This window comes from Paenibacillus sp. Paensp111, assembly GCF_059492195.1.
Genome location: NZ_CP168527.1, coordinates 4,191,839 through 4,216,377, shown reverse-complemented (window position 1 = coordinate 4,216,377; position 24,539 = coordinate 4,191,839). Strand labels below are relative to the sequence as shown.

The window sequence follows — 24,539 nt, the reverse complement described above, 5'->3', positions numbered from 1 at the left end:
TATTCCCCTCTACAATAACAAAAAAACGGGAAGATCCCCCAATTGTCAAAGGACCTCCAAATTTACTAGAGCGTCATCATCCCATCTATCCCGGTCAACACGCTTACGGCCAACCCAGTATGTCCTTGCTCGACGGATCACGCTTCTACAATCCATTTAGATCGCTTCACTTTACCTTGAGAAGGCTCCTCCAGGAGTTCTCAATCTTCCTCACCCCTTCGTCAACGGACTCCTTCTCCAGCAGCATGGCGTTCAGGTTCGGGGTGAAATCCATGAACAGCTTGGCGCTCTCTGGAATCTTCGGCTGCGGCTTGGCTACATCGAGCTGGGTCCGGAAGCCCTGAACAAGCAGGTCGGAGGCAAGTCTTGAATCGGTATAGGCGGCTTTTTGTGTCGGAAGAGTCTTGAATTGCTGGCTTTGAAGCACCTCAGTCTCTGTACTTGTAAGAAAGCGGATCAGCTCATAGCTTTCCTTGGGATGGCTGGTGTATTTGTTAATCACCAGGCTGTGACCGCCGATAGGCGACCCCTGCCCAACCGGTCCCCTTGGAATCGGGGCGATGCCAATGTTGTCTGGATTCTTGAACTCCGCACCGCTCAGCAGGTCGTGAATGGCCCATGGACCGTTAATGATCATGGCAGACCGGCCATGGGTGAAATCATCCATCATCGTAGCGTACCAGTTATTAAAGTCGGGGTAAGACTGGGTAACGCCGGCTTGGCGCAGCTTCAGCATGAAGGCAAAGGCCTGTCTGGAATGATCCGAGGCGATCTGAATCTGCCTCTGGTCCGTAATCATTCCCCCTCCAAATGCCCATAGGTAGGGCAGCGCGAAGTAGGAGTCCTCTGTTACATAAATTCCGTATCTCCCCTTGCCCGTAAGCGCCTTAGCCATCTTCATCAGTTCATCCATCGTCTGCGGAGGATGTGTGAATCCGGCCTCACCAAGTATTCTTTTGTTATACAAAAGGGCGGGGACCTCCATAACGGAGGGAAATCCATAGACATTCCCCTGATAGGTGGCTGCGTTCAGTGCAGAATCCACGAATCCAGGCAGGTCCTTGCCTTGGGCGAGCGTGTTCAGGGGGCTGATAATATTCAGATTGGCATATTCAGGGATCCAGGTATTATCTGCCCGGAATACGTCCACCTTCTGATCACCAAGGACGGCAGTCTTGAATTCGTTGGTTGCAAAAGGGAACTCATGCCTTGCCATACTTACCTTAATATTGGGGTGTTCCTTCTCAAAGACCGCAATCCGCTCCTGAAAGAACGCGGTTTCGGGACTTGAGGTGGTAGTCCAGAATGTCAATGTGACAGGAGCTTCACTGGAATCCGGGCTTGAACAGGACACGAGACCCAGCAATACTGCAATGATTCCGATTAATGCCAGCCGTCTTCTCATCGGTTAAGATCACCTTCTGTTCGTTGATTATCCTCATAGATGCATATGCGGTTTCTTCCATTCTCCTTGGCCTGATACAGCGCCCTGTCGGCCTGAATTACCAAATTATCCGGCGTGGTCCCTTCCGAAGCCGTGAGCGTGGATATCCCGATGCTGACGGTAACAAATTCACTGATATCGGAGCCGCTATGAGGAATATATTGCTCTGCCAGGGCACTCTGGAAATGCCTTGCAATGTGGCAGGACTCGTCACTTGTCCGATCCGGCAGCAAGACAGCGAACTCTTCCCCGCCATATCTGGCAGCCAGTCCGCCCGTCTCCCTTACCTGCTCTTGTAAAATGTCTGCTACCTGCTTAAGACACCCATCTCCTGCTTGATGACCGTAAATATCATTAAATCTCTTGAAATAATCGATATCGAACAAAATTAGCGAGATCGGCCTGGACTGAGCCGATGAAAGGCTCCAGGCTTGCTCCAGTGACTCGTCATAGCAGCGGCGGTTGGCGATTCCCGTCAATCCATCCCTGCGGGACAGCTGATGCAGGAATTGGTTGGAGTCTATGACCGCCCGAAGGGACTCTGTCATGGCATTGAAGGAATTCGCAAGATCTGTAAGCTCATCCTTGCTCTTGAAGTGGAGATCCGGAACCCGAAGGTTGCCGCCGGCCACCGTCTGGGCATTGGTCCGCAGAAGTAGAATTCTGCGGATCAGGGAATTGGAGAGCGCCACGGCGATGAGGAGCGAAAGTACAGTAGCCAGGGAACCCATCAGAAGGTTCACGACTTGGATCGTTCGTCCGCTGGCTTCAATTCGGCTGTTATAGCTGTTGATCTGAGCCTGCTCCGATTTGGAGAACGCATGAAGAGCGAAGGCAATCGGATCGTAGCTGTCCTTGGTGTAGTTCTCCTGAGCCTCGGTAACATCGCCGAACTTCTTCAAATTCATAATATTCCGCCTGTCGTCGACATAATCGGCCCATTTCTCCTTGAACTGGCGGATCTGGGCAAGGTCGGACGGCGCAGTTGTAATGGCTTCAAGCTGCTGAAACTCCTGATCGAGATATTTGACGTTGGCCTCGAACTTGGACTTGAATTCCTCTTCAATATAAAGCGGAGCAAGTAAATAGTGGGCTCCGTTATCATTGGCTGTACGGGCAAATAGGTTAAGTCTCTGAACGACCTCAAGCCGCTTTTCTGAGATAAGGATATCGCTTGTTAGACGAACGATCCTCTGAGTCAGTAGTGTGGATATGGAGGCCGTAACCAGAAACAGGACGATAATGATGAGGAAGCTGAAATATAGCTTTTTGCGAAGTTGTAATCTCAATAGAAGTTATCCTCCGGTTATCATAAATTAGGCTGGGTGCGTTAAGTCTACCATTCACCTATATCATACCATCCGGAGGGCCTTTTGCAGCAGGTTAAATATGAAACTATTGCTCTATCTGCAGGGGTCCAATCCCAATCCATGGCTGAGGCATATGATACTGCGAAAAAAGGATAATTGGAGTTGGGAGTATGCCCTTGAACAGCAGGTATCAAGTAGTGTGGGAAGGTCCCGTTCAGCGGGCCAGTGGACTTGGAATTGCAAGCCGGGCTTATGTTCAGGCCCTGAGGCGGCAGGGCGTGAAGGTAAGGGTTGGCCCCAGCGGCAGGGCCGGAGGAAGGGGAGAATCTGACCGTAAGAAGGTCCTGATCTATCACCATCCTCCGAGTCAGATTAACTTTAGGGCAGCAAGAGCTCGTTATGACTGCATTATTCTCAATACGGTCTGGGAGACGACAAGAATCCCTGCCCGCTGGTTCCCGAACATCAATAAATTTGATGCGATTTGTGTTCCTTCGCGCCATAACCAGCAGGCTTTGAGGAACAGCGGCGTGAGGGTACCTATCTTCATTGTGCCCCATGGGGTGAATGCCAGAGAGTACGGACCCGGCAGCCGGAAGCTGTCTGTCGCCCAATCGAAGGGAAGATTCACATTTGTGTCCGTATTCGGATTCCAGCACCGGAAGAACCCCGAGGCCCTCTTAAGAGCCTATTGGGAGGAGTTCTCTGCCTCAGATCGGGTGCTGCTGGTCATAAAGACGAATGGTTACGCCCCATACGAGACTGAGCAATGGATTAAGGAGCGGATACGGCAATACAAGAAAAGGCTTGGCATCCAAAAGCCGACGGCACCGATAGTGGTCATCGGCCGGCATTTAAAGTCCAACAGAATTCAAGGCATATACAGACTCGGCCAAGTCTTCGTACTCCCTACCCGCGGGGAAGGCGTGGGGCTGCCGTTCCTGGAATCTCTGGCCAGCGGAACCCCCGTGATGGCTACAGGGTGGGGCGGTCATATGGACTTCTTGACGAGAAGGAATTCCTTCATAGTTCCGTACCGTTTAAGCAGCCCGCTCCAGAGCATGAACAGCAGTCACTCCATCTCGCGCCAATTCCGTCATCTCTTCGCGGGTAAAGGCCAGCAGTGGGCAGAAGTAGACATAGGCAGCCTAAAGAGACAGATGCGCTACGCCTTCGAGCACCCCCAGCTGTGCAGAGCGAAAGGTCGCCAGGGCAGACAGGATATGCTTAGGTGGACATGGAACCGGGCTGGGTTCTTGATGAAGGATGCGATTGAGAAGACCCTATATCGGACAAAATAGATAAGAGTGAAGCCGCTCGTAAAGGGGCGGCTTTTGTCTGTGCAGACGGAGGGAGAGGGTACTAAGTTTTACATTTCGGAAAATACCGATATAATAGAGACGTGGGAGATCCATCCAACTACATGAGCATACTTCAAGAAATTTCAGATACTAACTATAAATAGTGAACCAGGAGGTAATCAAATGACTAATCCATTGTTCCAACCTTTTCATGCCGGGATTCTGGAGCTTTCGAACCGAATTGTGATGGCTCCGATGACACGTTCTAAGTCGCCGGGCGGTGTACCTGGGGAGAATGTGGCAGAATACTACAAGCGCCGGGCAGAGAATGGCGTAGGTCTGATTGTGACCGAGGGTACCGTAATTAATCACCCAGCGGCAACGGGGGACCCTAACGTTCCAAGATTCCACGGTGAGGATGCCTTGAACGGCTGGAAGAAAGTCGTGGATGCTGTACATAGCGTAGGCGGACGTATCATTCCGCAGATCTGGCATGTGGGTACCGACCGTAAGATCGGGGATTCCCCTAATCCGGAGGCGCTGCCGATTGGACCGTCGGGGATCAATATTTTTGGCGAGAAGGTAGTGGAGCCTATGACGGAGGAAGAGATTGCGCAGGTCATAGCTGCTTATGCCCAGGCTGCTGCGGACGCGAAGAGACTTGGCTTTGACGGCGTTGAGATCCATGGCGCGCACGGATACCTGATCGATCAATTCTTCTGGGAAAGAACGAATCAGCGTACCGACAAATATGGCGGCGATATGATCGGACGCACCCGGTTCGCTGTAGAGGTCATAGAGGCGTGCCGCGCAGCGGTAGGACCGGACTTCCCAATTGTATTCCGATTCTCGCAGTGGAAATCCTCAGTCTACACAGCCAAGCTGGCCGAGACGCCTGAGCTGCTGGGTCAATTTCTTGCTCCGCTCGTAGAGGCTGGCGTGGATATCTTCCACTGCTCGACCCGCCGCTTCTGGGAGCCGGAATTCGAGGGCTCGGACTTGAACCTCGCGGGATGGACTAAGAAGCTGACCGGCAAGCCTACAATCACCGTTGGCTCTGTCGGTTTGGATAATGACTTTATGAGCGGCTTTACAGAAGGGAAAGGGGCAAGTAACACCAATATTGACGGACTGCTGGAGCGGCTTGATCGCGGGGAGTTCGATCTGGTTGCCGTCGGCCGCGCGCTGCTTGTGGACCCGGCTTGGGCGAACAAGGTTCGCGAGGGTAAGCTGGACGAGTTGGTTCCTTTCAGGGCAGAGGCTCTCAAGACTCTATCTTAAATAATTAGATGGATTGAACAAACGTTCATTTCTTTAATTCATTCCATACAGATTGAAGACTTCGTTCCTGGGAACGGAGTCTTTTTTGCTGCGTATTGTACATTAGTTCATACTATTTGGATCCATGGAAGGAGATGAAGCAGTGAATACTCGGCAGAAGATTGCCATGATTGGCGGAACAGGTACCGTAGGACGGGGTATCGTGGAGCATGCTTTAGCAGAGGGCTACACAGTGAGAATGCTTGTCCGCAATAGGGCAAGGTTAACGGCAAGTTCGGAATATTTGGAGATCATAGAGGGGGACGCTCGTGATCCAGAGGCTGTTGCAGAGGTGCTGAAGGGCTGCGATGTGGTCATCAACGCCTTCGGCCAGCCGGTCCGGGAGAAATATCCGATATATACTCAATTGACAGGCCAGATTCTGGACCTGATGAAAGTGTATGGTATCCGCCGTATTCCGCCTAATCTATCCGTCCTTGGTGGCCGACAAGGAGAAGGAGCTGGCTCTGTTACAGAGCAGTGATGCGGATTGGACGCTGCTGCGGCTTCCTTTTATTGCACCAGGTGAAGCATCCGGTAAGATTAAAGTTAACGAGCGGGATATGCCGGGCACCAGGATCCGCAGTGCGGATATCGGAGTTTTCGTAATGGGGCAGACCCTAGACAGACAGTACATACGAAAGACACCATTTATCTCCAATTAGGGCATCTTCATTCCTAAGTTAAGGTCTCTGTGCGATTTGTAACAATTACTCCATATAAAATACATTGAATTATGAGAATCATTATCATATAATTTAGTCAGTTGATAATAGTTATCATTATTATTTGGGGTGAAACCAATGAAGTTAACAGAGATCGAGCTAAGCAAACCAGTACGTATCACTGACATGGCCTGCAGCAATCGGCTTGTAAGCAGAAGATTGAACGATCTCGGGATCATGGAAGGCACATTAATCTCCATTATTAAACGGCTCCCGTTCGGCGGACCGATTACTTTAGAAGCAAGCAACCAGTGGATTTCGATCCGCCGGAGCGAGGCGCTTCAGATTCTAGTTGAAGCGGTATGAGCGAAATCGTCCTGGCCGGGAATCCCAATACAGGCAAGAGCTCTTTATTCAACACGTTAACCGGCTCGTACGAATATGTAGGCAACTGGGCTGGCGTGACCGTAGAGAAGAAGGTTGGCACGCTGAAGGCAGGCAAGGGAACGCTGATCGACCTGCCAGGTCTCTATTCACTTAATCCCTTGTCCCATGACGAAGAGGTCGCCTCCCGATTCCTGCTGAGTGAGTCCTTTGACTCCATACTCAATGTGGTAGATGCCTCACAGCTCGAACGGAACTTGAATCTGACCGTACAGCTGCTGGAATATGGCAAGCCGCTGATCATCGCGTTAAATATGATGGATGTCGCAAGGCAGGGCGGGCTTGTGATTGATACAGACCGCTTATCGAGTCTGCTGGGTGTACCGGTAATTCCGGTTGTAGCCAGAAGCGGCAAGGGAACCGATCAGGTGCTTGAGGCTATAACGGGGTCTGCGTCCGGTGAGGAGCTGAAGCCTTATTTCATCTCTTATGGAGAACTGCTGGAGAATGCCGCTGCCGAGCTGATGGAGCGGATGCCGCGAGATACGCTATCCCCTCGCTGGATGGCGATTCAGTTCTTCGAAGGCAACTCGGTCGTTCGTACTGCCTTGGAAGCCGCCATCGATCCGAGCTGGCTAGAGCAGCTGTACAAATCTACAGAGGAGTCTCTTCGCCACACCTTTGGTGTAAGGACGCTGTCTCAATATATTCGCAAGCAGCGGGCGGAACACATTCACGCATATCTTGAGCAGTGTCTCACGAATACCAAGGAAGGCTACCAGACCTTCTCGGCGCGAATTGACCGGATTGTTACGGATAAGTTCCTTGGAATCCCGATCTTCCTGCTGTTCATGTATCTTACGTTCAAGCTTACCTTTGAGTGGATAGGAACTCCGTTATCCGACCTGCTGGATGCTTTCATCAACGGTCCGCTTCGCAGCGGAACTACCTGGCTGCTGGACAGCATGGGCGCGCAGGACTTTATTAAAGCCCTTATCTTTGACGGTATATTTGCCGGAGTTGGTGGCGTGCTGGTCTTCGTGCCGCAGATCTTCATCCTGTTCTTCATCATCTCATTCATTGAAGATTCCGGTTATATGGCCCGGATCGCTTCGGTTATGGATAGGCTGATGGAGCTGGTCGGCCTGAACGGCAAGACCTTTATCCCGATGATCATCGGTTTTGGCTGCAATGTACCCGGGATTATGGCCGCAAGGACGATAGAACAGCCGAAGGAACGGCTGCTTACCATTATCCTGACCCCGCTGATGTCTTGTTCAGCCCGGTTATCGGTCTACAGCCTCTTCGTGGGTATCTTCTTCAAGTCCAATCAAGCGTTGGTCGTTCTGTCGCTATATGTGCTTGGAGTTGTGCTGGCCCTTGTTCTTGCGAAGCTGTTCTCCTCAACGATCCTGAAGCAGCAGGAGTCCATGTTCGTGGTGGAGCTTCCCCCGTACCGGATTCCGCAGTGGAAGACCTTGTCCCGGAGCACCTGGGAGAAGGGCAAAGGCTTTGTTCGGAAAGCCGGTACCTTTATCTTTGGCGGATCGGTGCTGATCTGGCTGTTAAGCTATACAGGCCCACAGGGCTTCAATGTGGCGATGGATCAGAGCTTCCTGGCCAAGATTGGCGGTCTGATCGGACAGGTGCTTACCCCGCTCGGCTTCGGAAGCTGGCAGGCTGGCGCCGCTCTGATCACCGGGTTCCTGGCCAAAGAAGTGGTAGTCTCCACGATGAATATCATCTATGCCGCACCTGATACAGCAACGCTGCAAGGGCTGCTGGCAGGTCATTTTACCGCACTGCAGGCATACTCCTTCATGGCGTTCATCCTGCTCTATGTACCTTGCCTGGCAACGGTGGGGGTTATTCGTAAAGAGACGATGTCCGCCCGTTGGACCTGGTTCTCGGTGTTGTATGCTTTGGTCATTGCCTATATAATTTCTTATATCATCATGTTGGTCGGAAGAGCCCTCGGTTACAACTAAACTCGGGCAAAAGGAAGTGATACCATGGTAGCGAGTATTGTGATTGGCGCAGCTATTTTTGGATACGCAGGCTGGACTTTAACCTCCTATATACGCAAGACGAAGAAAGGCAAGTGCGCAGGCTGTTCACTGGCAAAGTCCTGTGTAACCGCATGTAACGAGGTTGCCTCCTCTTCTTCAAAATAAATACCCATCCTAACTGGGACGGAGCAGAATTTATGAAAGCCGGCTGTTTCTGAGCAGCCGGCTTTTTGTGTCCTTATTGTTATACACATTGACCGGCTGTCGTGCTTATTAGGGTCCGTGTGGAACCTATTTTTAAGGAAAAGGTATGGGCTGTCAAACATATCTCGGGAAGAAATGCATAGATATAGAGCATGTCTTGGCTTGGCAGGAAATATGTGGGATTCCGGCATGAGATGTGCTAGAATTAGGACAAATTAACCAAGAGGTGATGATTCTTGATCGGACGTAGTGGCAACCCGACATTGAATGACAAGACTTTTGAACGAAGCAGGCATTATACAGGACAGACGCAAATGACGATTGACGGTACCGTGAACAAGACTATAATTACGCTGGTGATATTATTAGGCGGGGCATTTGGGACCTGGTCCATGTATTTCAGCGGACGCAATGCAGTCCCATTTATGGTGATGGGAGCCATCGCTGCGCTGATCCTGGCCTTGATCATCAGCTTCGTTCCTACAACGGCCCCTTATCTGGTGCCTATCTATGCGATTGGGGAAGGAATGCTGCTGGGCGGACTCTCAGCGAGGTATGAGACGCTGTATAATGGGATTACCCTGCAGGCAGCGCTGCTGACTATGGGGGTATTCATTGCCCTGCTTGTGGCTTACAAGACCAGGCTCATCAAGGCAACCGAGAACTTCAAGCTGGGCGTAATCGCGGCTACGGGCGGGATTTTCCTGGTATATCTGCTTAGCTTCATCCTGGGCTTCTTCGGCATTACCATTCCTTATCTGCACGACAACAGTCTGATCGGAATCGGAATATCCATTGTGATCGTGATCGTGGCGGCGCTCAATCTTGTACTGGACTTTGATTTCATTGAACAAGGAGCAGAACTGGGTGCTCCCAAGTATATGGAATGGTACGGAGCATTTGGGCTCGTGGTCACACTCGTGTGGCTGTATGTGGAGATGCTTCGCTTGCTTGCCAAGGTGTTCAGCCGGGATTAGGCCTGTCATCATTAATACGCTTTAGTACAGTTAGGGCCATCCTCTCGGGGGTGGCCTTACTTGTGTGATTTCGCCCCTGATCTATGTTAAAGTGAGTTGTGGACTAACTATAGGGAGGTTTTCAATATGGAACAGAACAATCATGATGCTCTGCCGCCGAAATCATGCACGGTTGACCGCCTGATTACACAGCAGGCCGATATTGACAAGGTCCTTGCAGGGCAAAAGACCGCTACACGCCGTAATGGCCGGTATGCTGATGTCGGCGAGATTATGACGCTCGAAGGCCGCAGCTTTGTCGTGAACAAGGTCTATTCACAGTCTCTTGGCGAATTAACGGATGAGCATGCCGTTCAAGAGGGATTTACCACAGTGGAGGAATATAAGAATTCGATTCTGTCCTATCATCCAGGAATGCCTTGGCTGCCGCAAATGCGGGTATGGGTTCATGAGTTCAGCCCGGTTCAGGACTAACGACAAACGTGGTTCTACTTTATAAACTGCTGCTTTATATTCATATACTCAGTGCAGTTGCATCCATCGGGCCTTTCTTCGTTCTCATCTCCCTAGTTCGGAGGATGCGGACGGCAGAATGGCCTGAGCTGGGTACCTATATCCAGATGTTCCGGTCATCGACCAGGCTGGTTAAGCATATGGGTCATGTCCTGGTAGGTTCCGGGATCGTGCTGGCATATGCCGCAGGTTATGCCTGGGATACCTCCTGGATTGTCGCAACCGTTCTTATCATGGCCGGTTCGATTGTGTTCCTGGCGCGGGCGTTCTCTCCAAAGCTCAGGCAATTTGCCGAGCCGGAACACAACAAGAGTCTGCTGGTACAGCAGCTTACCCGTTCAGTATGGATGTATCTTGTAATCTTATTAATCATGCTATGGTTAATGGTGGCAAAGCCCCGGTTGTGGTAGGGGGATTGCCACTTTTTTTTGGGCAGATGGGAAGTATGGAGACGGGCTGACATGGAGTTAATGTAATATATCGTGAACCGTATCCTCAAGAGTGGTAAATTGGAACACAAATCCTTCTCTCGTAAGCCGCTCGGGAATAACCCAGCGGCTCTTCACGATTAGCTCGGTCTCTGTTCCGAGGAGCAGGGCGCCTATCTCAAGCATCCACTTCGCTGCAGGCAGCCCGAGCTTCCGGTTCATGGCGGTCCGCAGCTGCGTCATCAGCTCCCGATTCGTTACCGGGTTAGGTGAAGAGCAGTTGAATACCCCGCTTAGATCCTCTCTCTCTTGAAGGAACAGCAGGATTCGGAACAAATCTTCGATATGGATCCAGCTGAACTTCTGCCGGCCTGACCCCTGGATGCCCCCGAGCCCGAAGCGGACGAGGTTCTGATAGGGGGTCATTACGCCGCCATGTTCTCCAAGAACAATGGCGATTCGCAAGGCGGCTTGGCGGGTATGGGGCAGCTTGAACGAGAAGAAGGACTCCTCCCAAGCCTTGGCTACCTCCACGGAGAACCCGGAACCTATCTCACCGTCACCCTCTGTCATGGGGCGGTCTTCTGCATGCCGATAGATCGTGGCGGTACTCGAATTGAGCCACAGCGGAGGCGGGTTCTGGCATGCCAGCAGGGCATTGCCCAGAATCTGTGTCGTCTCCGTTCGGGAGTTCATGATCGTTTCCTTGTTCTACGGTTATACCGGCAGTTCACAGATTTCCCGGCAAGATTGATCAGTAGTTCCGAGTTGTTCAGCGCATCCGTTATCCCGGGGAGATCACTCCAGGAGATATGATCGGGCTGCCTCGATATGAGGATGACCTCCTTGCCGAGACTTTGAAACTTTTCTTGAAAATATTGGCCTATAAAGCCGGTTCCTCCGGCGATAACGATCTTTTGACCCATCCTAACACCCCGTTATATATCATGTGATTGTGTGCTCTCCTTATTTTACCATAATAATAGAAAACGCCCCCCGATATGCCAAGGAGGCAGTCGGAAGGCGATTGTAAGTAATTGGATAGGTCTGTATGAATTACCGGTTAACCGTGTAGTTGGTGCCGTAATTGTTATCCCAGTACGTTTGACCATTTACGCTGTAAGAGATGGCGTATTTAATCTGGGACACACTGGAGTCAATGTTGCCAAAGCTAAAGTGCCACTCTTGTACGCTGCCGTCGGAGTTCGCTGGCGCGTAGTACGTAGCGATACCTTCTTTGGTTGTATTCCAGTTATCTGTGGTATACAGGACTTTAACGGTTTTGGTGTAGTCCAGGTTCTTAAGATATACACCACCTGAGAAGGTGTTCTGGGACAGGGAGTCAAAAGCACGAAGAACGTTCGGCTTACCCAGAATAGTGGAGCTTGTGTTATAACGGCTGACGGAATAGTTCTGCCCATTGTTATTATCCCAATAGGTTTGGCCGCCAGTCTCATACTTGATTGCGAATTGAACAGTTTGTGCGCCTTGGAGCTGCGGGTTCACAGTATCCCCACTATAAGTGGAAACTGCGAAGTTCCACTTCTCATGCGTGGAGTCTGTCGGACCTTGATAGGAAGCAGGCGTATCATACCATTGACCGTTTCCTGGAGTATAATGGATGGTTACGTTCTTCTGGTAAGCCAGGTTGCTCACTTCAACATTACCGCTGAATGACAGGTACCCATACTTGTAAGCATACAGATTGGCCGAAATCAATTGGGCCGGTTGATCACTTGCAAAAGCGGACTGTGCAAACGTTAGCGCAAAAATCGCTAAAAAAGCCACTCCCGACAGGTACTTCTTCATTCTTCTTAGCATTCTCTACCATCTCCTATTTATATATTTATCTACTACACTGTTAAAATACCACTATCTCTACCAGAAATAAACAAATTTATTATTAAAATATTGTAATATTGGAATACGCTTCCAAAATAGTATACTGTTATATTAAACTATTAATCACAAGAGAGTTTTATTGGGTCCGGGGCTCAACCCAATCTCCCACGGTTCTTAGCGCGAAACAAGAAAAACACCTCAAAAACATTTCAAGGGAGTTTTTAATTACAGCAATGTTGTTACGGTCGTAGGTCTCATTTCCGCAATAGCTGCTGGCGTAGCGGGAGCATCAGCTGCTGTTGCATGCTACAGTTCGTTCGAATCTTGTAAATCAGCTTTAGAAAAAACTTGCGCTTATATCGATAAGATATAGTACTTTCACAAATCACTTTCATTTTTGCTTTTACTGTTCATGTGCAATCACCTGTCACAAATTGATAGGTGATTGCAATGTAAATACTTATACTACTTAAAATGCCCTTAGTTAATGGAGAGTGAGTTGGGTCATGAATGAATTCATTATTATTTCGGCATCTATAGTATTTGTTTTACTAATAATTCAATTATTTAAAGACCGACGAAAGATAGATATGCCAATTATCCTTATGCCGTTATATGGATTTTTTACAATCTTTTGTAATCCAAGCTTTAGAGTGGAGTATCCATCTCTTTTTTACATATTTTTTGCATCATACCTTGTAATCGGAATTATTACACTTCTCTTATTCTTTCGCGTTAGAAAAAGATAACTTGATAAAGCGGAACAACTGCCAGCATTTCAATCTGTCCAAAATCCATCTGATTAAATTGACGGTCTTATATGGACCCGGTAATATCTGTCTTGGAGGTGTTGGATATGAATACACTGCTGCTGCTTGGAGGAATTATGATGTTCCTCGCGGTTGCTCTCGGTGCCTTTGGCGCGCATGCCCTGAAGGAGAAGCTGTCTGACGATAAGATGAAAGTGTATCAGACGGGAATTCAGTACCACCTGATTCATGGTATTGGACTATTGCTGCTGGGCGTGCTTGCAGGTCAGATGAATGGGTCTTCGCAGGTGATCCTTGCCGGCTGGTTCTTGTTCGCCGGGATTATTCTGTTCTCAGGCAGCTTATATGCACTGAGTCTGTCGGGCATCCGAAAGCTGGGAGCAATTACGCCGCTTGGCGGGCTTGCTTGGCTGGCAGGTTGGGCCATCCTGATCGCTGCGGTTGTACAAAACTCATAAGAGGACACTGCCTTCTACGGGATAGGGGGTTGTTCTAAGGAAAAGACGGGGCAGGATAGCACCCGTCTTTCTTTGGCATTTCAAAGTAAGTGTGGACAGGGATTAACTGAGGGACCATTGCTGCATTACCCGGATAGCCTGCTTACGCTCAGGCCAAGTCTGTACAAATATATCCATCATGGCCCGATTCATAGAACGATGAGGGAATCGCGCACCGTTCCAGCCTTCCTGGGGAAGGCTGAACAAGACCGTGATTAACCTGCGTTCAGATCTGGATAGAGGGCGTATTTCTTCATAACCCTGGAGGAAAGACCGAATAAACTCAGGTTTGTACTGACAGATATTTCGAAGTGCCTTAACCATGTCAAGATAACTTGAACCCGTCTTGACCCGATCCCAATCAATGATGTAAAGCCCGCCGCCCTCCGAGATCACGATATTAAGTGAGGTAATATCTCCGTGAACCAGGGAGGGATGGCGTGCGTCCCTTAGTAGAAGTCTCGTCATGCCGGGTCTCTTGAAACAGCTCCAAGCCTGCTTGGCCAAGCGGGTGCAGTCGGGACCATTTGCCTTGTACCAAGCGGAATGGCGGCCCTTGTGCCGGATCACGGTTGCCATATATTGCTGGAGGTTACCGGCTTGAGCTTTCCACTGGGGGATGTAGGTGAGAATGGATGAGTTGGTTCTGGAGCGGGAGACTGGCCGGATAAGATGAAGTTCAGCAAGCGCACGGCCAAGTGCTGTGTAATCTTGAGCCAGCCCCAGTCCCCGGCCATGGATCCACTCTGTCATATAGAAGGGAGATCCTTTGAACTCAATCCAGAATCGCCCGGTTCTTGTCCGGACCCAGCGGGGCATGTGGGAGTATCTTTTGCTCGTAAGAAGTTTGACGTGGCGTACCGCAGCTCTTAACTGCTGGCCTGTGGTGGCTCGGTAAGCTTCACTCCGTCTAAATGGCTTCAGGGCATATGTGCCCGAAGTGGTTGTCACCCGAAATACAGCGTTCCGGCGGTATAAGGAGGATACAGGTACGGATCTTAGTGGGGTTAGACCGAAGTGGCAGGTAACCCGGCTGATTTCTTTTTGAGTAAAGGTGTGTGGCATACGAGACCTCGCTTCCCTTCATCCGAGACAGATCATATAGAGTTAGTGTATTCATGAAGGAACCAAGCGAATGGCCGGATACCTGCTGCACCGTCCGCCCATTTTGTTAAGGGAGGGTAAATCGGTTCTGAACAGCACAACTTTTCCGGAAATAATTCCTGGGCTCTTGTGTTCACAAAAAAAGTCTGGGACAATAATATAGACTGCGTGAGTCGTGGCTTCTTAGGAACCAGAAAGACAGAATTCAAGCGTTTGGAAAGAGGATAAATAATGATAAATAAAGTGACTATATATGGCTTGACGTTCGAGCAGCTGACCGCTTGGCTCGAAGAGCGCGGGCACCGCAAGTTCCGGGCTTCCCAGGTATGGGAAGCACTCTACGTGAAGCGGGTAACGGACTTCGCCCAGATGACGGATGTGAATCCAGAGTGTATTCAGCTGCTTGAAGACCACTTCGTCATTCAGACGCTGACCGAGCATGTGAAGCAGGAGTCCAAGGACGGGACGGTCAAGTTCTTGTTCAGGCTGCAGGACGGGAATCTGATTGAGACTGTGCTGATGCGGCATAAGTTCGGCCTGTCGGTATGTGTAACAACCCAGGTGGGCTGCAATATCGGATGCAGCTTCTGCGCGAGCGGCCTGCTGAAGAAGAGCCGGGATTTATCCGGCGGGGAAGTTGTGGAGCAGATCATGAAGGTGCAGCTGTATCTGGATGCCGCCGGGCAGGGCGACCGGGTCAGCCATATCGTTGTGATGGGGATCGGCGAGCCGTTTGATAACTTTGCAAATATGGTGAATTTCATTCAGGTTGTGAAGGATCAGAAGGGGCTTGCGATTGCCGCGAGACATATCACGGTATCCACCAGCGGCTTGGCCGACAAGATCAAGGAATTCGCAGACACCGATCTGCGTGTGAATCTGGCGATCTCCCTGCATGCGCCGAATAACGAGATTCGTTCCCGGATTATGAAGATCAACCGGGCCATTCCGATTGAGAAGCTGATGGAGGCCATTGATTACTATCTGGAGCGGACTAACCGCAGAATCACACTGGAATATATTATGCTTAAGGACATCAATGACCAGAGAGAGCACGCGCTGGAACTGGCCGAGCTGATCGGGGATCGGCGTAGTCTGGCGAATGTGAATCTGATTCCTTACAATCCGGTTGATGAGCACAGTCAGTATCAGCGGCCGGAGCGGGAGACCATCCGTGCGTTCTACGATACGCTCAAGAAGCAGAATGTCAGCGTCAGTGTGCGATTGGAGCACGGCACCGATATTGATGCGGCCTGCGGACAGCTTAGAAGCAAGCAGATCAGGCAAGATCAGGACCCGGTTACCGTAGGTTAGATCGGCTTAGGGATGCACATGAGGAACAATCAGGCAGACGGCTAACCGTCTGCTTTTTTGATGCCAGGAGATAGGAAGCAAGCCGGAAGCTTGTTCCTAGACGTATTGTTGATGAGGCCGTATGCCGTACCTGACCGACTATACGGGCGGGCGTTGATAGAGAGGGGAGAACTTCTATGAAAATTGACCGTTTGCTGGCTACAACCGTCCTGCTGCTCAATCGCGGACGAGTTAGTGCCGCCGAGCTAGCGGGCAGGTTCGAGGTCTCGACCAAGACCATTTACCGGGATATGGATGTGTTAAGCCGGGCAGGAATCCCGGTCGTGGCCCATCAGGGGACAACAGGCGGGTTCGAGATTATGGAGCATTACACCATTCACCGCCAGTTCCTTACGCTGGAGGAGATTACTACCGTCGTAGCGGCTATCAAAGGGGTGGGGGCTGCCATCGAGGACAAGAGCATCGACAATCTGCTGGAGAAGGTACAGACCCTGCTCAGCAGGACTAATCTTCCGGCATCTGATCAAGGCGCCAGAATGGTATTTGACTTCAATCCATGGGGACAAGGCCCCGGCGCCAAGACCAAGGTGAGCTTGCTGAAGACAGCTATAGAGAGATTGCAATTGATCAGGTTCAAGTACAGTAGTATGAACGGGGCCCAGACCGAGCGGATTGCAGAGCCGTGTTCCCTGATTCTGAAAGGGCACTTATGGTACCTGCATGCTTTCTGCAGACTGAGAAAGGAATTTCGGATGTTCCGTCTAACCCGGATGCAGGAGCCCCAGGTGCTGGAGGAATTCTTCGTGCGCAGAGAGACCCCTTCGCTGGATCGCTATGAGTGGAATCAGGAATGGTCAAGACCGAGCGAACGGCACGTGGTGCTGATCTTCAGTCCTGAAGTGCGGTATCGGGTCCAGGATATGTTCGCCCCTGAGCTGATTACACAGCGTCCTGACGGTACGATAAGGATGGAAGGCCCTTACCCGGTAGATGAGTGGTTCTATGGAATGATGCTCAGCTTCGGCGGGCATGTGCGTATCGAGCAGCCGATCGAGGCAGCGCAGGAAATCTGCAACCGGGCTCAGACCATTCTCAGCCTCTATTCGAACCCGGACATACAGATGTCCACTTTGTCCAAGTAGAATGAATTCATACTAATGTGGAAAAGAGGATGAGAGATGAGCCAAGATTACATACACGGACCCGAGCTTAGACTTGCGGGGATCACCTGCCGAACCACCAACAGCCAAGAGGCCGGCCCAAATGGCCAAATCCCCGGGCTGTGGGAAACCTACTCCAAGAGCGCGATTACAGACCAGATTCAAGCAGAGCATCCCCATTTCATCTATGCGCTGTATACCGATTATGAGAGTGATGCGTCCGGAGCCTACACGCTTCTAATCGGCCATGAGCTGAGCGGAAGTGAGACTGCGGACCTCAGCGGACTTACGGTAGCCGTGGTACCAGCGGCAAAGTACAAGGTGTTCACCACGAACCGGGGACCGGTACAGGAGGTCGTAGGCGAGGCCTGGGGCCGAATCTGGTCCTACTTTCAGCATGCAGAGGAACAGCGGTCGTACACCGGGGATTATGAGCTGTATGACGCGCGTGAGTTCAATCCGGATGGTGCTGTAGTCCAGATCTATATCGCTATAAAATAAACCATTCCTACCCCCGGTGGCGTAATCCCTCTTCCACCGTCTTCATGAATCCCATCGCGGCTTCGCTGATCTGATCTGCCTGTGCTATGGCAGAGATCAGCGAAATGCCGTCCGCCCCGGCGGCAATGACCGGCGCAGCATTAGATAGCGTGATGCCTCCAATGCCGACCAAAGGGATATCTATCCCCCGCGCCCGCAGCTCCTCGATTAATCGCGTTCCATTCACAGGCTGGGCATCCGCCTTCGAGTTGGTCGGGTAGACCGGACCAACGCCCAGATAATCGGCGCCGTCTAGGATGGCCTGCTGCGCTTCCTGCAGGGTATGGGCGGAGACGCCGATGATCTTGCCTGGTCCCAGCTTGCTTCGGATCATGCTGGCAGGAGCATCGTCCTGGCCTACGTGAATGCCATCCGCATCCAGAGCGATGGCCAGCTCCAGATCATCGTTCACGATAAAAGGCACGCCATGTGCCCGGCACAGCTGCATCAGGCTCTTGGCTAGTTCGAACTTCGCGCTTCCCGTCAGGGAGGCGTTCCCCTTTTCCCTGAATTGAAATAACGTAATTCCCCCGGCCAGGGCCTCTGTCAGTACTTCAGCCGGGTCGAGGCGGCAGTTCACACTGCCCATAATGAAATAGACCTTGAGCAGACTGCGTATGGCCTTTGATGGAATCCGGTTAAGGTCTGACATTCCCGGCACCCCGCTCTCTGCGCTGATAGGCAAAATGATTGGTAGGCCCATGCCCACCGCCAATATGCAGGCCGTCCTCAATGGCTGCTTGAATGAACAGCTTTGCGGTTCGGATTGCATCGTAGGCCGTGTGTCCCTGAGCCAGTCCTGCCGCAACCGCAGCCGAGAAGGTGCAGCCTGTCCCGTGCGTATGCCGCGTAGAAATCCGCGGGCTCTCCAGGTACATGAATTCATGCCCGTCGAAGAGAACATCCACCGCAGACTCAGTCTCGGCGGCATGCCCGCCTTTGATAACCACATAACGGGCGCCTGTCTGCACCAACCTTCTTGCCGCTTCCTCCCGCTGCTGCAGAGTAGTAATCTTCATATCCGTGAGCAGCTCTGCCTCAGGGATATTGGGGGTGACTACCATGGCAAGCGGCAGCAGGTAGCGAACCACTGTGCGCACAGCCTCCTGCTGCAGAAGGGGAGCCCCACCCTTAGCAATCATCACCGGATCCACGACCAGATTGCTCCAATGATACTGCTGCACCTTGTCCGCCACAATGCGGACAATCTCCGGGCTGAACAGCATGCCCGTCTTGACCGCATCCGGCCCTAAATCCTCGCCGATCGAGTCGAGCTGGCGAGCAACGGCCTCATCCTCAAGAGGATAGACCCCCTGCACGCCGAGCGTGTTCTGTGCGGTTACCGCCGTAAGAGCGGACATCCCGTAGACACCCAGCTCCTGAAAAGTCTTGATATCTGCCTGAATACCAGCCCCGCCGCCGCTGTCCGAGCCGGCGATGGTCAATGCTTTCCTGATGGTCATGCTCTAGAGACCTCCTACAATGTTAGTCATTCTAACTGGTGTTTCTGATCGATGTTCTTATCGGGTAATCTTAACTCTTGCACTGCCAGCTGAGCCCGGAGAGTCGCCCGCCATGTGGATGCGTGTGTCAGACAGCACTGCATGTGGGATTCTGCTCTCCTCTTCTGTACTCCTGCTGCTTGCTGTCTTCTATTTCCAGTTCATAACAGTTCATAGCTAATAGCCATTGCTTTTAGCTATAATAGCCAATTCCATCCTCGCCTGTTATCTGTGCCGGACAATTCTGGAACGCTCCTGGAACCGTTCCGGTGTAAGAACGGCAAGCTGATTCAGGAACTCGGTCTGGAAGCTGCCGGGCCCCTTTCCTTCCGTCAGCTCGTAAGCAAGCTCGGCGGCCACGCCGTAGAAGGAGATACCTTCGGCAACGGCCTCGGCCTTACCCTCTTCCGCTACCGCCAGAAAGGCGCCGACTACGGCGCTGAGCAGGCAGCCCGTTCCCGTAACCTTGGTCAATATCGGATGACCATTGCTTACAATATAAGTGCTGTCACCGTCTGCGATTACATCGTCCTTGCCGGTAATAATCGCGATGGCACCGAGCTTGGCCGCGGCTTCTTCGGCAATGCTGACAACATCTCCATCGCCCTCGCCGGCATCTACGCCCTTGCTGGTCCAGGCGCGGCCAACCACATTCGCGACCTCCGCCGCGTTGCCCCTTAGGGCTGAAAGCTTGATTTCGCTGGTAAGCCGCGCGGTTACCTCTGTGCGGTAAGCCGTGGCACCAGCGCCGACCGGATCCAGCACGACGGGCACGCCATGCCGGTTAGCTGATCTGCCTGCCAGCAGCATGGACTGAATGGCATATTCATTCAGCGTGCCGATATTCAGAACGACAGCAGACGCCATTTGCGCTACGTCTTCCACCTCTTCGTGGGAGTCTGCCATGAACGGCGAGGCGCCGAGGGCCAGCAGTCCGTTGGCCGAGAAGTTCGCTACGACAATGTTCGTAATGTTGTGAATCAGGGGATTCTGTTCCCGTACTTTGGATAGATAAGTCATGATAAGTCCTCCTTAAGATTAAATGCGCCTGCGCGGCCAGGGCCGCGAGGGAGTTCTGGTCTACAGATTAACAAAAGCATCTTGGGCCTTCGTCCCCGATTGCTGCTTAAGCAGTCCATTGTCGGTCAGCCATTTCTGTACACGGGTCCAGGAATCCGGATCCTGGTAGCCGAAGGCCTTGTCGCCTGCGTCCATAAGCGGCAGCAGAATGTTCAGGCTCTTACTCTCAATATCCGCATCCAGCGGAGAGGTGCTGTCTTCGTGCTTCATCAGGATGTTCAGAGCCTCCTGCGGGTGTTCGCTCACATACCGCTGGCCTTCCGCCGCCGCCTTCATGAACCGCCGCAGCTCATCCTGCTTATTTGTAAGTCCCGATTCACTGGCAACCAGGACAAGCTCGTAATAGTCCGGCACTCCGTATTGGGTAGGGTCTATGGAAGTGACCGGGTGCCCTTCCTTCTGAAGCAGAAGCTGTTCATGGTTGATAAAGCCGCCAATGAGTCCGTTCACTTGCCCAGTGGACAAGGCTGGAATCAGGTCGAAGCCGACGTCAACCAGCTTCACGGCATTCGGATCTCCGCCGTCCTGCTTGACCATGGTCTTGACCATGGCTTCATAGAGCGGAATGGAGGAGAAGCCTACCGTACGGCCGGCAAGGTCTTTGGGACGCTTGATCCCGCTATCCTCAGCTACCATCAGGTGATTGAGGGGATGCCGGACCACGGCTCCGATCGATTTGACGGGGATCTGCTCCCCCCGGGCCATAAGGACTTGCGGCTGGTAGCTGAGAGCCAGATCTATCTTGCCGGCAGCAGTCAGCTTCAGTGCGTCATTCGTATCGGCAGGCATTTGAATATCGACATCTAATCCTTCAGCAGCGAAGTAACCCTTCTCCTTGGCAGCGTACAAAAAGGAATGTACAGCGTTCGGATACCAGTCGAGCATGATGCTGAGCTTTTGCAGCGGCTTTACCTTGGAAGTGGCTGAGGAACCCGCTTCCTGCTGCGCGGAACCTGAATTGGAGCTGCATCCGCCAAGCACCCACATTAGGGAGAGCAGCAGAAGGGAGATTTTAATGGATTTAGACATGAAATTACGACCTCTTTTCGGTGTGGATATATGAAATGCATTCAAACGTTCAGTTCATTACTTTAGTTCATTCCCTGCTAGCTGTTCTTCCTGCGGCTCCGTCCTGTCATAGCAGCAAAGCCGCCCCGGCCGAGGACAGCCCTCTCGATTAGGGCAACTCCCAGAAACAGCGCCAAGCCGAGCAGGGATAGCAGGAGTACGGCCGCGAACAGGGCATCACTTTGCAGGTTTCCTGCCATTCGGCGGCTGTAATACCCAAGTCCGCTGCTCCCGCCGAGCCACTCTCCTATGGTGGCCCCGATAACACAGTAGACCACGGAGAGCTTAAGTCCCGAGAAGAAGGAGGGAAGTGCAAGCGGAACCTGCAGCTTCATCAGCAGTTGAATTCGGCTTGCGCCCATCGTGCGCAGCAGATCGCTGTACGCTTGTCCTCCCGTTCGCAGTCCATCATAGGTGCCCACAACGACCGGGAAGAAGGCCGTAAGGATGACCACGGCGACCTTGCTCCAGATCGAGTAGCCGAACCACATGATGAAGATGGGGGACAAGGCGATGAGCGGCAGAGTCTGGCTGATAATGACAAAGGGATACACGGCTCTCTCGACCGTGCGGGACATATGCATCCAGGTGCCAAGGCCGGTCCCCAGCAGGACAGACAGGGCGAACCCCAGCGCTGCTTCGGCCAGCGTGACCGGCAGGTGCGTACCGAACAGCAGCCCCCGGTTATGGATCAGGGCCGCCAGGGCGGAGCTCGGAGCGGGCACGATAAAAGCGGGAACTGTCCCGCTGCGGACAAGCCATTCCCATAGGGCTAGAATCAAGATGAGCAGCAGCAGGAAAGGCCCGTAGCTGCGCAGCAGCTTGCGAAGGTAATGGATGAAGGCAGTCGTCATCGGCGATCAGCTCCGGTAAGCCGCTGCTCGAGTTCCATCCGAAGCTCAAGGAACCGTGGCGAAGCATGTATCCCAGGCTGACGGGGACGCGGTAGATCAACGTGGATCTCCTCCAGAGCCCCGCCCCCGTGCGGCATGAGCAGAATCCGGTCGCTCAGCAGGAGTGCCTCCTCCAGATCATGCGTGATGAACAGGATGGTCCGCTGCAGCTCTCCCCACAGACTTAGCAGCCAGTGATGCATTTCCCGCTTGGTCAGCGCATCGAGTGCGCCGAATGGCTCATCGAGCAGCATCAGATCGCCGCCTGCCGCAAGCGTCCGAAGGAAGGCCGCCCGCTGCCGCATTCCTCCCGACAGCTCATGAGGATAGGCCTCGGCCCAGCGGCCGAGGCCGAACCGTTCAAGCATATCCGAGATGAAGGCAAGCTGCTCGGCCCGGTTCGCTGGGCGCCGCTGCAGCTCCCCTGGCAGCAGGCAGTTGTCCCGTACCGTTCTCCACGGAAGCAGCAGGTCCTGCTGCGGCATGTAGGAGATGGACCCGAGACGCTTGGATACCTCACCGCCTGTCCAGGTGATGACCCCGCCGGTCGGCTCTAGCAGGCCGGCGATCACCTTGAAGAGCGTGCTTTTGCCGCAGCCGCTGGGTCCGATGAGGGATACGAATTCCCCCTTATGAACCTCCATGGACAGACGATCAAGAATGGGTGCGGGTCTGGATGCGGGGGAGGACGCATAAGAGTATGACAGTTGATGAAGAAATAGGATTGGCGTGATAAAGATGACCTCCCTAATACCGAATAAGGTGAGACCCACCAGGGACAGGCGTGGGCTGTCCAAGCTGCGCACACCCATAAAGTACCACTTAAGAACAACCTAAAAAGGCCCCTCATTCCCGTAAAAGGATGAAGGGCCTACACTTTGCTGAGTTCATGATTGAATGACATGATTCAAAGGCGCTTCACTTCCCTACGCTGGTATGATCCAGATCAGGTTCCAAGGGTCCGAAGCGGTTACTTCGTCTCAGCCGGCAGGCTCCCCTAGTGAAATTAAGACGTATGAGGTTATCTTCTGCTCATAATGAACGCATTAAATATACCACAATTCAGGCGAAGCTCAAATACCCTGTTCCCTTGCTATCACTTGTTCTTGGCATACAGCCAGTTGTAATAAGACGCATGCTTGAGTTCGTCGGTCATGATCTCAAATATCCAATCGCGGTACTTGGGATCAATATTCAAATAAATCGTGCGGTATTTCTCAAATGCTTTCAACTCTCCCATAAGCGCCTTCTCGATTCCTTCCAGATAAGTAGCGGGCAGGGCTTCTACCGGTTGATTCTCGCCTGCGGGAGGAGCCATTCCTGTTAACTCGGTATACAGGGTCCGGAACATTTTCCGGTGCTTTCTCTCATCATTACGGATACTGATAATAACATCCTTCTCTTGCTGAGTAGGAGCCATTTTAATAAGAGCGTCATAGAACAGTTCATCATTTCGTTCACCTTGGATCGACTCCCCGACAAGCTTGATTACAAGGTCGCTGTTGCGATAATAGGACACGGAACGAAAAGCTGCAGGGTGAGGAATCACATAAGGTTGGTAATACATAATCAAATAACACCGCCTCATTCAAAATGTTATATATGCCTGTGCTGTAGTGTATTCATCTCTGGGCGGAGAGGTGCACCTCTTGAAGAAGCTGTCATATGATGAAGCAGGATAGATTTGAATATAAGGTGGTCCATATATGGATGAAGAGAACAGTAAGATACTAATCACTGCGATTGTGATGGCTGTTATTTTTGCTGCCTTTGCAATGGGGCTTGGTAAAGAGGAAGGTGGCGTGGATACAGGAAATACGATTATAGTGTAAATTTTGGGGGAGAGGCCCGTGAGGAATAGCGGCAACGGTGGTGGTAATGGGACTAAGGGCGGCAATGGCAGTGGCAATGGAAGTAATGGTAATGGCAGCAATGGAAAAAAGAAGAACACTCCCGCCAAGCTATCCCCCCAGCAGATCGCCGTGGTTGTCGGCTTGCTTACGAATGTGCTTGAGGTTAACTCCATCCTGCTGGACAAAGACCAAAACATTGAAATCGTCTTGACAGGATCGATCAGAAGGAAGACGAAGGCGGACCGGATAGCCGAAGAGCTCGGGGATGTTAGTGTGGCTGATCTGCTGGATGCTTTTGTTCGCAAAAACACCTGATCCGCCGGACCCGGGCGACGGAACGGGGAATGGCTGAGGAGGCCAG

Annotated in this window: 27 protein-coding genes, 1 pseudogene and 1 riboswitch; of the genes and pseudogenes, 16 read left to right on the top strand and 12 right to left on the bottom strand. The window is 52.0% G+C overall.

The window, feature by feature from the left end:
• Positions 1 to 166 precede the first annotated feature (166 nt).
• Positions 167 to 1,405, bottom strand: coding sequence for an extracellular solute-binding protein (locus ACEN86_RS19855; protein WP_495632201.1), 1,239 nt, complete (start codon positions 1,403 to 1,405; stop codon positions 167 to 169).
• Positions 1,402 to 2,733 carry a diguanylate cyclase domain-containing protein gene (locus ACEN86_RS19850; protein ID WP_495632200.1) on the bottom strand — a complete coding sequence of 444 codons (1,332 nt, stop codon included), beginning with the start codon at positions 2,731 to 2,733 and terminating at the stop codon, positions 1,402 to 1,404. The genes ACEN86_RS19855 and ACEN86_RS19850 overlap by 4 nt, the downstream gene beginning before the upstream one ends.
• Positions 2,734 to 2,930: 197 nt before the next feature.
• Between ACEN86_RS19850 and ACEN86_RS19845 the strand changes: the two genes are divergently transcribed.
• The 10 genes from ACEN86_RS19845 (at position 2,931) to ACEN86_RS19800 (ending at position 10,537) form a co-directional block, all read left to right on the top strand.
• Entirely contained in the window at positions 2,931 to 4,055 is a 1,125-nt protein-coding gene (locus ACEN86_RS19845; RefSeq protein ID WP_495632199.1) for a glycosyltransferase family 4 protein, read from the top strand.
• Positions 4,056 to 4,238: 183 nt separating this feature from the next.
• A complete protein-coding gene (locus tag ACEN86_RS19840) occupies positions 4,239 to 5,336 on the top strand; it encodes an NADH:flavin oxidoreductase (RefSeq protein ID WP_495632198.1) in 1,098 nt (365 codons plus the stop codon).
• Between the two features lie 142 nt (positions 5,337 to 5,478).
• Positions 5,479 to 5,859, top strand: coding sequence for an NAD(P)-dependent oxidoreductase (locus ACEN86_RS19835; protein WP_495632197.1), 381 nt, complete (start codon positions 5,479 to 5,481; stop codon positions 5,857 to 5,859).
• Entirely contained in the window at positions 5,777 to 6,040 is a 264-nt protein-coding gene (locus tag ACEN86_RS19830) for an NAD(P)-dependent oxidoreductase (protein ID WP_495634367.1), read from the top strand. Before ACEN86_RS19835 ends, ACEN86_RS19830 begins: the two co-directional genes overlap by 83 nt.
• Positions 6,041 to 6,178: 138 nt before the next feature.
• Positions 6,179 to 6,406 (top strand): FeoA family protein, encoded by a 228-nt coding sequence (locus ACEN86_RS19825; protein WP_495632196.1) that lies wholly within the window; start codon positions 6,179 to 6,181, stop codon positions 6,404 to 6,406.
• Positions 6,403 to 8,412, top strand: a complete 2,010-nt coding sequence (feoB, locus tag ACEN86_RS19820) for a ferrous iron transport protein B (protein ID WP_495632195.1) — start codon at positions 6,403 to 6,405, stop codon at positions 8,410 to 8,412. The genes ACEN86_RS19825 and feoB overlap by 4 nt, the downstream gene beginning before the upstream one ends.
• Before the next feature lie 24 nt (positions 8,413 to 8,436).
• Positions 8,437 to 8,598 (top strand): FeoB-associated Cys-rich membrane protein, encoded by a 162-nt coding sequence (locus ACEN86_RS19815; RefSeq protein WP_495632194.1) that lies wholly within the window; start codon positions 8,437 to 8,439, stop codon positions 8,596 to 8,598.
• A 275-nt stretch (positions 8,599 to 8,873) separates the two neighbouring features.
• The gene (locus tag ACEN86_RS19810) at positions 8,874 to 9,614 is read left to right on the top strand and encodes a Bax inhibitor-1/YccA family protein (protein WP_495632193.1); all 741 of its coding nucleotides are present in this window, start codon (positions 8,874 to 8,876) and stop codon (positions 9,612 to 9,614) included.
• Positions 9,615 to 9,740: 126 nt separating this feature from the next.
• Positions 9,741 to 10,088 (top strand): ASCH domain-containing protein, encoded by a 348-nt coding sequence (locus ACEN86_RS19805; protein ID WP_495632192.1) that lies wholly within the window; start codon positions 9,741 to 9,743, stop codon positions 10,086 to 10,088.
• Positions 10,089 to 10,096: 8 nt separating this feature from the next.
• On the top strand, positions 10,097 to 10,537 hold the full coding sequence (locus tag ACEN86_RS19800; RefSeq protein ID WP_495632191.1) for a DUF2269 family protein: 441 nt from the start codon (positions 10,097 to 10,099) through the stop codon (positions 10,535 to 10,537).
• A gap of 57 nt (positions 10,538 to 10,594) precedes the next feature.
• Here ACEN86_RS19800 and ACEN86_RS19795 read toward each other — a convergent pair.
• Positions 10,595 to 11,481: pseudogene (locus tag ACEN86_RS19795) on the bottom strand (TIGR01777 family oxidoreductase).
• 130 nt (positions 11,482 to 11,611) lie between these two features.
• Positions 11,612 to 12,376 carry a hypothetical protein gene (locus tag ACEN86_RS19790; protein WP_495632190.1) on the bottom strand — a complete coding sequence of 255 codons (765 nt, stop codon included), beginning with the start codon at positions 12,374 to 12,376 and terminating at the stop codon, positions 11,612 to 11,614.
• An 877-nt stretch (positions 12,377 to 13,253) separates the two neighbouring features.
• On the opposite strand from ACEN86_RS19790, the gene ACEN86_RS19785 reads away from it, so the two are divergent.
• Positions 13,254 to 13,625, top strand: coding sequence for a DUF423 domain-containing protein (locus ACEN86_RS19785; protein ID WP_495632189.1), 372 nt, complete (start codon positions 13,254 to 13,256; stop codon positions 13,623 to 13,625).
• Between the two features lie 102 nt (positions 13,626 to 13,727).
• Here the strand turns inward: ACEN86_RS19785 and ACEN86_RS19780 are convergent, their stop codons facing one another.
• Positions 13,728 to 14,729 carry a phosphotransferase gene (locus ACEN86_RS19780; protein WP_495632188.1) on the bottom strand — a complete coding sequence of 334 codons (1,002 nt, stop codon included), beginning with the start codon at positions 14,727 to 14,729 and terminating at the stop codon, positions 13,728 to 13,730.
• Positions 14,730 to 15,002: 273 nt separating this feature from the next.
• Here ACEN86_RS19780 and rlmN point away from each other — a divergent pair, with 273 nt between their 5' ends.
• The 3 genes from rlmN to ACEN86_RS19765 all read left to right on the top strand — a co-directional run bounded on the left by rlmN (position 15,003) and on the right by ACEN86_RS19765 (position 17,743).
• A complete protein-coding gene (gene rlmN / locus ACEN86_RS19775) occupies positions 15,003 to 16,082 on the top strand; it encodes a dual-specificity RNA methyltransferase RlmN (protein WP_495634358.1) in 1,080 nt (359 codons plus the stop codon).
• Between the two features lie 176 nt (positions 16,083 to 16,258).
• Positions 16,259 to 17,224 carry a helix-turn-helix transcriptional regulator gene (locus ACEN86_RS19770; protein ID WP_495632187.1) on the top strand — a complete coding sequence of 322 codons (966 nt, stop codon included), beginning with the start codon at positions 16,259 to 16,261 and terminating at the stop codon, positions 17,222 to 17,224.
• A 36-nt stretch (positions 17,225 to 17,260) separates the two neighbouring features.
• A complete protein-coding gene (locus ACEN86_RS19765) occupies positions 17,261 to 17,743 on the top strand; it encodes a GyrI-like domain-containing protein (RefSeq protein ID WP_495632186.1) in 483 nt (160 codons plus the stop codon).
• A 7-nt stretch (positions 17,744 to 17,750) separates the two neighbouring features.
• Here ACEN86_RS19765 and thiE read toward each other — a convergent pair whose 3' ends face one another.
• The 7 genes from thiE to ACEN86_RS19730 all read right to left on the bottom strand — a co-directional run bounded on the left by thiE (position 17,751) and on the right by ACEN86_RS19730 (position 23,892).
• A complete protein-coding gene (gene thiE, locus ACEN86_RS19760) occupies positions 17,751 to 18,434 on the bottom strand; it encodes a thiamine phosphate synthase (protein WP_495632185.1) in 684 nt (227 codons plus the stop codon).
• Positions 18,421 to 19,245, bottom strand: coding sequence for a bifunctional hydroxymethylpyrimidine kinase/phosphomethylpyrimidine kinase (thiD, locus tag ACEN86_RS19755; RefSeq protein ID WP_495632184.1), 825 nt, complete (start codon positions 19,243 to 19,245; stop codon positions 18,421 to 18,423). Before thiD ends, thiE begins: the two co-directional genes overlap by 14 nt.
• 264 nt (positions 19,246 to 19,509) lie before the next feature.
• Positions 19,510 to 20,304 (bottom strand): hydroxyethylthiazole kinase, encoded by a 795-nt coding sequence (gene thiM, locus ACEN86_RS19750; RefSeq protein WP_495632183.1) that lies wholly within the window; start codon positions 20,302 to 20,304, stop codon positions 19,510 to 19,512.
• 60 nt (positions 20,305 to 20,364) lie between these two features.
• Entirely contained in the window at positions 20,365 to 21,393 is a 1,029-nt protein-coding gene (locus ACEN86_RS19745) for an ABC transporter substrate-binding protein (RefSeq protein ID WP_495632182.1), read from the bottom strand.
• A 77-nt stretch (positions 21,394 to 21,470) separates the two neighbouring features.
• Positions 21,471 to 22,286, bottom strand: coding sequence for an ABC transporter permease (locus tag ACEN86_RS19740; protein ID WP_495632181.1), 816 nt, complete (start codon positions 22,284 to 22,286; stop codon positions 21,471 to 21,473).
• Positions 22,283 to 23,122 (bottom strand): ABC transporter ATP-binding protein, encoded by an 840-nt coding sequence (locus tag ACEN86_RS19735; RefSeq protein WP_495632180.1) that lies wholly within the window; start codon positions 23,120 to 23,122, stop codon positions 22,283 to 22,285. The genes ACEN86_RS19740 and ACEN86_RS19735 overlap by 4 nt, the downstream gene beginning before the upstream one ends.
• A 109-nt stretch (positions 23,123 to 23,231) precedes the next feature.
• Positions 23,232 to 23,334: riboswitch (TPP riboswitch) on the bottom strand.
• An 87-nt stretch (positions 23,335 to 23,421) separates the two neighbouring features.
• On the bottom strand, positions 23,422 to 23,892 hold the full coding sequence (locus ACEN86_RS19730; protein WP_495632179.1) for a ferritin family protein: 471 nt from the start codon (positions 23,890 to 23,892) through the stop codon (positions 23,422 to 23,424).
• 139 nt (positions 23,893 to 24,031) lie between these two features.
• On the opposite strand from ACEN86_RS19730, the gene ACEN86_RS19725 reads away from it, so the two are divergent.
• Both ACEN86_RS19725 and ACEN86_RS19720 read left to right on the top strand, forming a co-directional pair.
• Positions 24,032 to 24,157 (top strand): hypothetical protein, encoded by a 126-nt coding sequence (locus tag ACEN86_RS19725; protein ID WP_495632178.1) that lies wholly within the window; start codon positions 24,032 to 24,034, stop codon positions 24,155 to 24,157.
• An 18-nt stretch (positions 24,158 to 24,175) separates the two neighbouring features.
• Positions 24,176 to 24,493 (top strand): hypothetical protein, encoded by a 318-nt coding sequence (locus ACEN86_RS19720; protein ID WP_495632177.1) that lies wholly within the window; start codon positions 24,176 to 24,178, stop codon positions 24,491 to 24,493.
• Positions 24,494 to 24,539 lie beyond the last annotated feature (46 nt).